Source organism: Vibrio porteresiae DSM 19223 (genome assembly GCF_024347055.1).
GTDB lineage: Bacteria > Pseudomonadota > Gammaproteobacteria > Enterobacterales > Vibrionaceae > Vibrio > Vibrio porteresiae.
Genome location: NZ_AP024896.1, coordinates 129,888 through 143,383 on the forward strand (window position 1 = coordinate 129,888; position 13,496 = coordinate 143,383).

Below are 13,496 nucleotides of genomic sequence, written 5' to 3' on the forward strand. Positions count from 1 at the left end.
TAGACCATGTTTGCACGTAACCGAGTGATCTGGAATGAAGGGCTGTTTATCAAGCCGCAACATTTTCAACAGCAACAGCGCTTCACCGAGTACTACATCGATGAACGTATCAGTGCTGCCAGCCGCTACCTTTATGGCATCTCTGAATTGTCATTGAACCCTGAATACTTGTCGTTTGGCCGCATTGCGATTGAACGTGCAGTTGGCATCATGCCTGATGGCACAGCGTTTCGTATTCCGCAAGAAGATGCGATGCCTGATGCGCTTGAAATTGAAGATGCCTCCTTAGCGAACCAACTGATTTATCTTGCCGTGCCACTTCGTAGTGAGTCCTTGATGGAAGTGAACTGGCCAGAAGAAAAAGGAACGGGTCGTTATGTAAGCCGTCGTATGGAAGTACGTGATGTCCATAGTGTGCAAGGCGATACCACCACGATTGATGTTTCTCCAGTGAGAATGCAATTAATGCTCGAGAAAGAAGATCGCAGTGCTTACGCTTCGATTGCTATTGCTCGTATTCTGGAAAAACGTCCTGATGGTAGTGTGGTGCTTGACCAAGACTTTATCCCTTGCCATTACAACGTGGTTGGCTTGTCTGGCTTACACCGCTTCATTAATGAAATGTCTGGCTTAATGCGTGAGCGTGCAAAGAACATTGCTCAACGTATTGCTGCACCTTCACAAGGTGGTGTTGCGGATGTATCCGACTTTATGTTGCTTCAAGCACTTAACCGCTTACAACCACAGATGCAGCATTTGGCTGAACTGCGTAGCTTACACCCAGAACGCTTGTTTGAATGCCTTTCTTCGGTATGTGGTGAGTTAGCCACATTCACCCATGAAAGCCGTTTACCGCCATCGTTACCCAGTTATAACCACGATATGCCAGGGCTCTCTTTTAGTCCGTTGATTCGTAACTTACGTCAAAGCTTGAGTGTGGTACTTGAACCACGTGCGGTTTCAATTCAATTGGATAAACGTAAGTACGGCTTGATGGTTGCTCCGGTACACGATCCACAGCTGATGGGTTCTGCTGAATTCATTATTGCAGTGAAAGCTCGTATGCCATTAGACGAATTACGTCGCTTGTTTACACAGCAAACCAAAGTGTCGTCTGTGGAAAAAATTCGCGAACTTATTTCACTGCAGTTACCAGGTATTCCATTGATTTCGTTACCTGTTGCTCCTCGTCAATTGCCTTATCACGCTGGTTACACCTATTACCAACTTGATAAAACCAGCCCAGCTTGGGAAATGCTGACTAATTCAAGTGGTTTTGCATTCCATGTGGCTGCGGCATTTGATGATTTGGATCTGCAATTCTGGGCGATTAGGAGTTAACCATGGCTTTAGGTAAAAAAGAACAACAATACAGTAACTTACTGTTTGATGATGTGGAACAGATTAACTACGACCAAGACTATTGGTTTCAGTTACGTGGCGATAACCCAAATATTTTGATTGATGCGGCGACGCCTCTATTTGGTTTGTCATTGCGTGTTCGTTCGTTGAGTGATTGCGACAACATCGAGCAGATCTATCAACAGACAATAGAAGAAATTAAGGCTATCGAAATCGAACTTTCTGAAAAAGGTTTCGAACATGCCATTTTGATGGCTTACCGCTACATCTTATGTGCGTTTTTAGATGAAGCGGTGATGGGAACTGAATGGGGTTCATCTAGCGTATGGGCTGAACACTCAATGCTCTCGCGTTTCCATAACGAAACGTGGGGTGGCGAAAAAGTGTTTACCATCCTTGGCCGTTTAGAAGATGACCCAAAACGTTATCAGCTTTTGCTGGAGTTTATTTACCACTGCTTGGTGCTTGGTTTCGAGGGTAAATATCGTGTGATTGAAGGTGGACACGTTGAACGTGAACGCGTGATTGCTCGTCTACACGATATGCTCAGTGGCTTAGAAGAGAAACCGCTCGAAGCGCTAACCAGTGCAACCGACCATGTAGTGCAATCCAAATATAAGTTAAGCACTCAGTTACCAATATGGTCAGTTTTTGCTGGATTTGTTGTTTTGTGGATTGGGGTATTTATTGGCTATACATACCTACTTCATGAAAAAACCAGTGACGTACTAAATCAATTAAATCAAATACTTTAACTATAATTAAACAGGCTAGGTGGTCGTCGTGATCCGTATTGAATTACCCACTCTTATTGCAAAGTTGAATGCGCAAAGTAAGCTGGCTCTCGAGCAAGCGGCGTCGTTGTGCATTGAACGTCAGCATCCAGAAGTCACCTTAGAACACTACTTGGATGTCCTGACAGATAACCCATTGTCTGATGTTCGCATCGTATTAAAACAAGCGAACATTGAGCTAGATGCTGTTAAACAAGCGCTTGCATCCAGTTATGCCCGTGAACAGTCTCTGGATACTTACCCAGCATTTTCTCCTCTTCTCGTCGAAGTGCTGCAAGAAGCGTGGTTGCTTTCAACGACCGAACTTGAGCAGAGTGAATTGCGCTCTGGGGCGGTTTTCCTTGCGGCCATTACTCGCGCCGACCGCTATTTGCCTTTGAAACTGATTAAACTTTTTGATGGCATTAACCGTGAAAGTTTGAAAAAACACTTTGCGACCATTTTGGCGGATTCTGCTGAAACTGCGGTTGAGAAGTCTTCTCCAGCTGCGGCAAAAAATGCAGCATTGAATGCAGATTCGTCACCACTAGCTAAATATTGCACCAACGTGACCGAGCAAGCTCGCAATGGCGAACTTGATCCGGTTTTGTGTCGTGAGAATGAACTGAACCTGATGATCGACATCCTGTGCCGTCGTCGTAAGAACAACCCTATCGTGGTTGGCGATGCCGGCGTAGGTAAAAGTGCCATGATTGAAGGTTTGGCGCTGCGTGTCGTTGCGGGTCAAGTACCGACGCAACTACAAAAAATTGAATTGTACTCGCTCGATTTAGGTCTGCTTCAAGCGGGTGCATCAGTGAAAGGGGAATTCGAAAAGCGCCTTAAAGGGGTTATCGATGCGATTAAACACGCACCCCACCCAATCATTTTGTTTATTGATGAAGCTCATACCCTCATTGGTTCTGGTAACCAAGAAGGGGGCAGTGATGCAGCCAACTTGCTAAAACCGGCACTTGCTCGTGGAGAGTTAAGTACGATTGCGGCAACGACTTGGAAAGAATACAAAAAGTATTTTGAAAAAGATCCTGCATTAACTCGTCGTTTCCAACTGGTAAAATTGGAAGAACCTACCATCACTCAAGCCGTTGATATTCTTCGTGGTTTGAACGGCGTCTATGAGAAAGCACACAACGTATTGATCACCGATGATGCGTTGAAAGCGGCTGCTGAACTCTCAGCTCGTTATATCTCTGGCCGTCAACTGCCAGATAAAGCGATCGATGTGTTGGATACGGCTTGTGCGCGTATCGCAATCAACATGACCACACCACCGAATCGTATTGCGTTGCTCGAAACAGAATGTCATCAGCGTCAACTTGAGATCAAAATGCTTGAGCGCGCGATGTATTTAGGTCAAGAGATCAATGCAGATCGTCTAGATCAACTGCGCGAGCAAGAGCAGTTAGATGAAGTGGAAAAAGAAACCTTAAACGCAAAATGGCAATCACAAAAAGCGCTTGTGGAATCGATTGTTGCGCTGCGCGCTGAGTTGATGGAAGCGGTTGATGCAGAAGAGAAAGACGAAGAGCAGTTAGCTGATCTGCGCCGTGAATTGCAAAACCAGTATGCAGAACTGAATGCGATTCCTCATGATGAACGTCTGATGTGCCCACAAGTTGGTGCCGATCAAATTGCCGAGGTAATTGCTGATTGGACTGGCGTACCTGTGGATCAAATGAACACGGACGAACTCCACAAAATCACGCATCTTACTGAGATTTTAGGTAAGGCTATCAAAGGTCAAGACACCGCTATTGAGCGTGTACATCGTCATCTTTTGACTGCTCGTGCTGACTTGCGTCGTCCTGGTCGCCCTAAAGGCGCTTTCCTATTGGTTGGTCCAAGTGGTGTTGGTAAAACAGAAACCGTCGTGCAACTTGCAGACCAGCTTTACGGTGGTCAACAGTTCCTTACCACTATCAATATGTCGGAATACCAAGAGAAACATACGGTTTCACGCCTGATTGGTTCACCTCCAGGTTATGTAGGTTACGGTGAAGGTGGTGTGTTAACGGAAGCAATTCGCAAGATGCCATATTCCGTTGTTCTTCTTGATGAAGTTGAGAAAGCACACCCTGAAGTGCTGAACATCTTCTATCAAGCGTTTGATAAAGGCGAACTTTGTGATGGTGAAGGTCGTAAGATTGATTGCCAAAACATCGTCTTCTTCCTGACATCAAACCTCGGTTTCCAAACCATCGTTGATTACTCAGAAAACCTGTCTGAACTTGGTGATGCGCTTTATCCAGAATTAGCGGCTTTCTTTAAACCTGCATTGCTCGCTCGCATGGAAGTGATTCCTTACATGCCACTAAACAAAGAAGTACTGAATGAGATCGTGAAAGGCAAGCTTGCTCGTCTAGAAACGCTCTTTAAGACTCGTTACGGTGCTGAAGTAGTGATTGAAGATTCTCTGATTGAAGAGATTCTTAACCGCGCGACTCGCTCTGAAAATGGCGCGCGTATGCTCGAAGCGATTATCGAAGGACAACTGTTACCGCCAGTCTCATTAGCACTGTTAAATAAACTGGCTGCTAAAGAACCTGTCGTGCGCATTTCATTGTCTGCGCAAGATGGTGAATTTGTAGGAGAGGTAGAGTAATCATGAGTAATTGGCTAGCTTTCGCGACCGATCTTGTTGGATTAAGAAAGCCCCAACAACTTGCGACTCGATTCGTCGATATCGTGTCGCAAGAGCTTGGTCTTTCTACTTGCATGCTATTGATGCCCTCTTCGGATGGGCGTCTGCTTGTTCCTCACAATGACACACTGCCATTTTCATGGTCGGTAACGGATTTTGATACCCCATTTGCCCATGTGCTGCAGTCATCCAATGCGATGCATTTGACGGCGGATGAGCTGGTGTTTTGGCAAGCGAACCGCATGTTCAATCAACTGACAACTCGCGTTGGCATGTTTGATTCGGTACTGATTCAACCATTGCCATTGGGAACTCGTCACGTCCAATCCATTTTATTGATGATTGGTGAGAGTCATGTGGTTACCACGGCTTTTGATGATGAGCATTTCGTTAAATTTGTGGCGGTATTTTCTCAGCAGTGGGAACTGCTCAGTGAAATGGCGCGCGAAGAGCAAAATCGTCAGGTTCTGACCGAATCGTTGTCTGATATTCAACGTAGCTCTACGCAGCAATCGCTGGTGAACAATCTTGCTCGTAAGCTCATCGGCCAAAGTGAAGTGATGCAGAAATTGCGTCAGCAAATCGCCAGTGCTGCTCAGTCTCAGCTTTCTGTGATGGTTCAGGGCGAAACCGGTACTGGTAAAGAGTTGGTTGCGGAGGCAGTGCATCAGCTCTCTTCCCGTAAAGAGGCACCTTTTGTTGCGATCAACTGTGCTGCGATTCCTGAAAACCTGCTGGAAAGTGAGCTATTTGGCTACTGCAAAGGGGCGTTTTCTGGTGCAGATAGTGATAAGCAAGGCCTAATTGCCCAAGCCAATGGCGGCACGCTATTTCTTGATGAAATCGGTGATATGCCTTTGGCTCTGCAAGCTAAGTTATTGCGTGTATTGGAATCGCGTACTTTCCGCCCTGTGGGTGGCAAGCAAGAGCAGACATCTGATTTTCGTTTGGTATCGGCTACTCACGTGAACTTGATTGACCAAGTGCGTAAGCGTGCTTTTCGCCAAGACCTTTATTACCGTCTGTTCCAATATCCGATTACCTTGCCTCGTCTAGCGACTCGTTTAGACGATATTGATCAACTGAGTCAGCATTTCGTTGAAATATTCAATCAACAAAACGGTAGAAATATCCGTGGGTTACATTTCAAAGCGATCGATTGTCTAAAGCAGCATAACTTTCCTGGTAACGTTCGTGAGCTAAAGCACCTGATCGAATTTGGATGTGCGCAAACGCTGGATGGTACGCAAGTCGAGGAGCATTGCTTTGCGCATCGTATCCATGCAATGGCAGCACTCTCTCTTGAGCCTGAAATGCCACAAGCGATGGCCTCAGAGTCAGTAATGCAAACACAGGTAACGGCTCCGGCAGAATCCAATTACAACGTCATTAGTGATTTGAAACAGGCACTTAATGATTTCGAAGCCAAAATCATTAGCGAACGTCTTAAACGTTTCTCTGGCGATCGGGCAAAAGCAGCAGAAAGTTTAGGTATTCCTAAACGGACTCTGGCATACAAATGCCTGAAACTGGAGATCAAAGCTCAATGAATAAGAAGCGCATATGTGTTTGGTTAGGCCTTTTATCAACGTTAGCCACTGTGCCTAGTGTCACTCAGGCGGCAGATAAACGTTTGGAGCAAGCTGAGCAGTGTCGTTTAGTGTCTGGACGTTTAGAGCGTTTAGACTGCTTTGATCGGGTATTTAAAACTCCGCTGCCGGCAACAGAAGTGACCGGTCAGGCTTATCCCGAAGCATGGCAACGCGCTATCGATGCGGCCCATCAAGACGGTGATAAGGTCAGAACATTGGTGACTCAAGGTGAAGGTAAGGGAAGCAGCGCTTGGTTAGCTTTTACTGCGCTCAATAGTCATACACAGTTTCAAGGTAATGCTAAACCCGTGTTGTTGATGAGCTGTATGAACAATTTAAGTCGGGTTGAGTTAGCGCTTCCAGATCCAGTGCAAGACGGTCGTATCCGTGTTGCTGTAGCGGGCGGACAGCAACAGTTTTGGCGTAGTGACGATTTAGGCGTATTGATGTCATCTGCTCGTGGTCTGCCAGCGATTGATATGATGAAAGCCATGACATCAGGGAATCGTTTAGTTCTTCGTTCTAACGCGACGTTTGCTGATGGATTAGAGTTTGATACACGTGACGTGGCAGATGATCTTTCTGCACTGCGTCAACGTTGTGGTTGGTAGGGGGCACGATGGAATTAGCTCAATATCGTCAATGTGTTGCCCAGCCGATTGCGGGTGAGAACCCAGTTGGTGAACGTTTAATCGATGATCCGCTGTTTGATTTTGTTGAAGATCAGATGATGAAAGTGGGCTCACTTTCTCATGGCAGTGTGCAATGGGAAGAGGTCGAGCACAGTGCGGTTAAGTTGTTGGCGGAAAAAAGCAAAGACATCAAGTTACTGGTGTATTTGCTGCAATGTCTTCACAACGATCCGACACCGACACGTTTCACCACCTCTTTGGATGTGATGACCGATTTCATGGTGCATTTTTGGGAAGAGAGTTATCCCGCACCAGGGAAGCGAGGCAATCTACCACGCCGTAAGTTTTTCAGCCAAATGGTGCAACGTTTCTCTCTCGTAGTGGAGAAACTGGAATATCACCGTTTTGATGGAACAGCGCGCGAAGCAGTGCTGCAGTCGCTGCAAGCATGGGAGCAAGTGATTGAATCGCATGGCTTGTCATCTGATGTGGTTGAGGCTGTTGCGCGCAAAATTCAAAACGAATTACGTCGAATTGAAGAGCGACAAAAAGTCGAGCAACAAAAGCCTGCGACGGCGCCAGAAAGTGAAGTGCGTTCAACTGCGACGCCAACTTCGTTGTCAGTCGATCATTCCAGTGATAAAGCTGCTAAGCAAACGTTATTAAAAGTCGCTGATTTTCTTGCAGAACAAGAGTTCGGTATCGCTTTATCCATTCGTCTTCGCCGTTATGCCGTGTGGGGCAGTATTACTTCGCTACCCGATCACAAACCTGATGGCGAAACTCTACTGCGCGGTATGCAACAAGACCGAGTAAAAGATTACCAAGACCAAATGCGTCATCCAGATTTGGCTTTATGGCGCAAAGTTGAGCAGAGCTTAACCATGTCGCCATACTGGTTTGACGGGCATTTAATGAGTTACACCATCGCCGACAATCTAGGTAAACAAGATTGGTGTCAGGCGATTAAAGAAGAAACTCAGCAATTTTTAGAGCGTTTACCATCGCTATTAGAATTGAAGTTTAAAGGGGGAGAACCTTTTGTCTCTGATGCCGTAAAGGAGTGGCTAGCTTCTAAAAACGGTGTACAGGCTCAAGGTTCATCTGGCGGCGGTGATTGGCAAGAAAAACGCCAAGAAGCGTTCACTATGGCAAAAGAGGGTGGCATTGCTGTGGCACTTTCGATGCTCAATGAAGGGCTTGTGAACGCCAACGAACCTCGCGACAGATTCTATTGGCGCTTGCTGTCTGCTGATGTGATGCAAGCAAATCACCTCGATGGAATGGCAAAAGAGCAGTACCAAACATTACATAAACAAGTGACTACCATGAGCGTTACCGATTGGGAACCGTCACTAATTGCACAACTAGAAAGAAATACAACGTCAGAGTAAATGAAGGACACAATCCATGTGGAAAGTTATTGTCGGAATAGTGAAAAAGCTTAAGCCAGGAATGGTCTCAGCACTTCCCATTTTGCTATTCACCACATTCATTCTATTGAATGTGGCAATTTGGTGGGCAGGACCTTGGCTAGAAATTTATGGCATTAAACCTCTCGAATCCGTAACGGCTAGAGCGATTGCGAGTGCACTATTTACCTTAGGCTGCTTTGGCTTATGGGGTTTATGGCAAGCGCGTAAACTCAAAGCATTCCAAGCGCAGCAACAGCGTGAAGAGCAGCTACGTGAAGACCCAATCAAAGTCTACGAAGAGCGTCAAGAAGCAGAACTCAACCAAGTGATGGTTGATATGAAGCAGAACTTGAATAAGCGTAACTATTTATACGCTTTGCCTTGGTACTTGGTGATGGGCCTGGAAAATGCCGGTAAGACTAGCCTTATCAACCGCTCTGGACAAAACTTCGTTTTCTCTTCCGTTCGTCGCGCCTCTGGTAAGAAGAGTGACAACCCATATTCGTTTGACTGGTGGATTGGTGACGATTCCGTTCTGATTGATCCTGATGGTGAGCTGTTAACTCAGGGTAGTCGTGAAATGGATAACGATGGCGAAATGGAACGCCGTTTATGGCAACATTTCGTTAATTGGCTTGACCGTACCCGCAGTCGCCGTCCTCTTAACGGTATTGTGCTGGCTCTTGATATTTCTCATCTCGCGACTGCAACAGCTACTGAACGTAAAGCTTATGCAAGTTTGCTACGTGCTCGTATTCGCGAAGTGATGGAAACGCTGTCGACTCGTTTGCCTGTGTACATCGCACTAACTAAACTCGATTTGCTTTATGGCTTTGAACCGTTCTTTAAACACTACTCCAAGTCTGAACGTGAAGAAGTATTAGGTTTCACTTTCTCTCTAGAATCGATTGAGCAGTTAGACCATTGGCTTGATGAATTTTCTAAAGATTACGGTAAATTTGTTGAGCGTATTAACGACATTCTTCCTGAAGCCGTTGCGGATACCATGCCACTTGATGAGCGTAATGCAATTTACAGCTTTACGCGCCAAATGGCGGGTTTAAAAGATATCCTGCTGCAATTCTTTGAAGATGCATTAGCGAGTGACCAGTTCTCCACTTCAGCGTTGGTGCGTGGTGCGTACTTTACTTCTGTGTATCAACAAGGTGTTCCAACCAACGCATTTGATGATGCTGCGTCTCGTCGCTATGGCTTAACCCATGCAGTTAACCGCGCGCAACATGCGAAAAACTCAACGGTTTATTTCACACAGAAACTGTTTAATAACATCATCTACCCTGAAGCGGGTTTGGCATCGGATAACTTCCGTGTTACTCGTCAAAAACGTCGCTTGATGGGGCTGTCTGTGCTCTCTTGCTCGATTGTTTCTGTGCTCCTTATCGGCTCTTGGCAACGTAATTACGATGCAAACATCCACCACTCTGACGCGGTGTTAGCTAAAGTAAACCAGTATAAACAAGAGTTTCCATCCAATCTAAAAATGGCATCACAGCAAGAAGTGCTTGAGCCGTTAAATAAGATTCGTGAAGCAACACTTGAATTTGGTTTCTTCCGTGACAAACCTAAATACGTATCGGATTTGGGCTTATATCAAGGGCACACCATTGGTCCTCGCGTTGAAGAGACGTATCTGAACCTGCTGGAAACTCGTTTCCTACCGCTATTGATGGCTGACGTTGTTGTTGATCTGAAAAACGCGCGTACCGATGAAGAGAAGCTCGCCATCTTACGTGTGTATCGCATGATGACCGACAAGAGCGGTCGCTATAAAGATTACGTTATGGACTACTTTGCTAAACATTGGCAAAAAGAGTTCTCTGGTGAGCGTGAGATCCAAGATGAATTGCAAGGTCACTTAGATTACGCAATGCGTCATACCGATTTGACTGCCGACCGTAAACACGGTGACAAAATGGCGGACAAAGTAATGAGTCCTTATGACCAAACGATCGCTAAAGTCCAACAACAGTTAGGTTCAATGCCAAACGAACAGCGCGTATATCGTAATCTGAAATTGAGCGCGCAAACGGTATTAGGTCCTGCTATCAACTTACGTAGCTTGATTGGTCCGGTATTTGACGTGGTATTTGAAGAGCGTGTCATGAACAGTGGCAACTTGTATATTCCTCAAATGCTGACTAAACAAGGCTTTGAAGATTACTTTATGCCGCAATCAGAATCAGTTTCTGAACTGGCGTTGATCGACAGTTGGGTTTTAGGTCAAACCAAATCGGCTAACTTCAGTGAAGCGGACAAACAAGCTCTACGTGACCGTATTCGCCAGCTATATATCGGTGATTACACCAACACTTGGCGTAACGCATTAAATGAAATCGACGTGAAATACTTCAGCGATATTAATGATGCGGTTACCGTATTGGAAAACATCACAGGTAACGTCGAACCGCTGCAACGCTTGCTGCGTACCTTAGACTTCAACACTGAAATGTTTGGTGAAATCAGCAATGATGACGCAAGCAAAGAATTAGTGAAAAGTTCTAAGTACAAAGTGGCTGCCAATATTGAAGCTCCGTTCTCTGAATTGAACGACATGCTAAAACCTGTTGGTGATAAGCCAGCATACTTCCAAGAAGTATTGTCATCGATTGATGAGTTGAAAAACTATCTGAAAGCGATTCAAGATGCGCCAGACATGGGCACTGCTGCGCTGGATGCAACCAAAGCGCGTTTGAAACTGGTCAATGCGGATCCAATTTATACCCTAAAACGTATCGCCTCTGGTTTACCAAAACCGCTCGATACCATGATGACTAAATTGGCCGATGAAAGCTGGTATGTAGTGAAACAGGCGGCGATCAAACACCTTGAGACTCGTTGGCATGATGATGTTTATGCTACTTTCCAAGAAAAATTGGCTAACCGTTATCCGTTTAATCCGACCTCGAAAAAAGATGTCTCTTTAGATGATTTCGAATCGTTCTTTGCACCAAACGGTACACTGGATAGCTTCTACAAAAACCAACTGAAAATGTTCATCGATGAGAACATCAGTGTTGGTAACGGCGAAGGTGACCACTCGATCGTTCGTAAAGATGTATTGGAAGAGATCAAACAAGCAGAGCGTATCCGCCAAGCCTTCTTTAACCGTAAAGGGGTGCTGGATGTGAGCTTCTCTGTTGAGCCACTGCGTCTAACTGGTAACAAACGTCGTAGCGTACTTAACGTCGATGGTCAGTACTTGGCGTACAGCCATGGTCCTCGTGAAAACGTAGAACTGATTTGGCCAAACACCTTACGTGACTCCGCTATCTCTAAAGTGACTTTGGTACCAACGAAGAGCAACGTTTCTCCACGCAGTATCTCCATTCAAGGCCCATGGGCGTTCTTCCGCCTGCTGGATCAAGGTGATGTGATTGCGGCGAGCGCAACTTCTGTTGACTATAAGTTCACGGTTGATGAGGGTGATATGATCTATCGCATCAACTCTGAGGCAGACGCAAACCCATTCACTGAACGGTTGTTCAAATCGTTCAACCTGTCTCAAACCTTATATTAATCAACCAGGAGCGGGGAAACTCGCTCCTTTTCTTTGTTTTAGCTTTACAGAGCGATTTCGATATGTCGAACGTGTTGTTCCTGGATAACGGCTTCTACCGTCTAATTAATGATTCAGAAGTCATTCGGGGATCGGATAACTATCAAATAATTCGTGACGAAGTTAATCGTCGTTTTAACCCTCTCGCTGGCGGCACCGATTGGGAAAAAGTATTTGCTTGCTGCGAAACGTTAGCGAAAGAGCAAGGTTTGGATCTGCTTATGGCGGGCTATTTCGCGGTAGCCAGTTTAAAAGTGCATGGCTTAAACGGTTTTGCCAACGGATTGGAAATTTTGCTCGCTGCTTTATCTGCCCTTGATAAGCCAGATGCCAAAACCGCTAAAATGCGTAAAGAGGTCTTTGACTGGGTCAATGGTAAAGTCGTACCAGAACTCAAAGCACTTAAACCCAATTATGAAGCCCTTCGCGATCTTTATCGTGCTGAACGATGTTGTGAAAGGCTCCACCAAGTATTAGAAAACCAACAACCGGAGCAGCTAGTTGACTTTGAAGGCATTGGTTTTGCGTTGTTTGAGCACATCGACAGAATCGAAACTCAATATCACACCTTAGTAAAACGCCAGCAAAAACAAAAAACTGAACAAGCGCCAACTGTGTCTGTTACGCGTTATCGCGTTACTGCTCTCATTACTCTGTTGTTGGGTGCCATCGTCGCGTTGGCGGGAACATGGGGCTATCAACATTGGTTTGGTCAGAGCGCTTATGCAAAGCAAGTTGATGAACCGACCATCGCCAATTTATCTCAGTTAGCGGCTTTTCAAAATGAAACCTCAGAAGGTCAGCGTGTAAGCTGGCAAACGCCATTTATTGAGCTGTATCAGGCATCAATTCAAAAGAATATGGCTGAGTCTATCGAGCAAAATAAAGTCGCTGCAACGGCGCAGGTGCGCGCCCTAACCCAGCTTTATCCGCAGTCTGAGTCGGTTAAACAAGTTGAACAAGCGTTTACCCAAGCGCAGCAAGAGGCGTTAGCGCAGACCGAAAAATTCATTGAACGCTTTAGAGATATTCGCACCAAAATGGCGAACATCTCACTGCTAGCACAAAAGCAGCGTTGGTCTGATTTACAAAAGCAAACCAAGTCTCTGGAAGATTTTGCCGTTAGCCTTTCACCGATTTATGGGCGGGTCGATTACGTGCAATCGCTTATAAAACAAGGAGACCTAGCTGAAGCACGGAAAGAGTTTTCGGTATTAAAAACACGGCTGAATAACCTCAGTTGGCAAATGTCAGTGATTGAAGCCAGCTTGCAGCAGATTGCCCTTAACTCGACTGCAAATGGGCAATAAATCGTGGTTGGAAGCAGTTTTTTGCTCGACTTAGGCAGAATGTTGCCTTAATGGATGAAATGAAAATATAACCCACTGATAAATAGTAATTTTAAGTTGGCATCGACTTTGCTGAACAAAAGGTTGGATTTATCAGTGGTGAAAATTTGGTGTTCTATCTCTTCTGTGGAATT

The 13,496-nt window shown here is 45.5% G+C and carries 7 protein-coding genes and 2 pseudogenes; all 9 read left to right on the forward strand.

The genetic code is table 11. The annotated features are described in order from the left end of the window. The first annotated feature begins 6 nt into the window (after positions 1-6). The 9 genes and pseudogenes from tssK (at position 7) to OCV11_RS17235 (ending at position 13,323) form a co-directional block, all read left to right on the forward strand. Positions 7-1,341, forward strand: a complete 1,335-nt coding sequence (tssK, locus tag OCV11_RS17200) for a type VI secretion system baseplate subunit TssK (protein WP_261897254.1) — start codon at positions 7-9, stop codon at positions 1,339-1,341. Positions 1,342-1,343: 2 nt separating this feature from the next. After that, on the forward strand, positions 1,344-2,117 hold the full coding sequence (gene icmH / locus OCV11_RS17205) for a type IVB secretion system protein IcmH/DotU (RefSeq protein ID WP_261897255.1): 774 nt from the start codon (positions 1,344-1,346) through the stop codon (positions 2,115-2,117). Positions 2,118-2,145: 28 nt separating this feature from the next. Next, a complete protein-coding gene (gene tssH / locus OCV11_RS17210) occupies positions 2,146-4,758 on the forward strand; it encodes a type VI secretion system ATPase TssH (protein WP_261897256.1) in 2,613 nt (870 codons plus the stop codon). A 2-nt stretch (positions 4,759-4,760) separates the two neighbouring features. Continuing rightward, positions 4,761-6,078 (forward strand): annotated as a pseudogene (locus OCV11_RS17215) (sigma-54 interaction domain-containing protein); the annotation flags it as partial. A 95-nt stretch (positions 6,079-6,173) separates the two neighbouring features. Continuing rightward, a pseudogene (locus tag OCV11_RS25085) lies at positions 6,174-6,347 on the forward strand (helix-turn-helix domain-containing protein); the annotation flags it as partial. Next, positions 6,344-7,000, forward strand: coding sequence for a type VI secretion system-associated protein VasI (gene vasI, locus OCV11_RS17220; RefSeq protein ID WP_261897258.1), 657 nt, complete (start codon positions 6,344-6,346; stop codon positions 6,998-7,000). The pseudogene OCV11_RS25085 and the gene vasI, both read left to right, overlap by 4 nt. Positions 7,001-7,008: 8 nt before the next feature. Then, a complete protein-coding gene (tssA, locus tag OCV11_RS17225; RefSeq protein WP_261897259.1) occupies positions 7,009-8,415 on the forward strand; it encodes a type VI secretion system protein TssA in 1,407 nt (468 codons plus the stop codon). Positions 8,416-8,476: 61 nt separating this feature from the next. Beyond that, positions 8,477-11,974, forward strand: coding sequence for a type VI secretion system membrane subunit TssM (tssM, locus tag OCV11_RS17230; protein ID WP_261897945.1), 3,498 nt, complete (start codon positions 8,477-8,479; stop codon positions 11,972-11,974). Positions 11,975-12,036: 62 nt separating this feature from the next. Continuing rightward, a complete protein-coding gene (locus OCV11_RS17235) occupies positions 12,037-13,323 on the forward strand; it encodes a type VI secretion system ImpA family N-terminal domain-containing protein (protein WP_261897260.1) in 1,287 nt (428 codons plus the stop codon). Positions 13,324-13,496 lie beyond the last annotated feature (173 nt).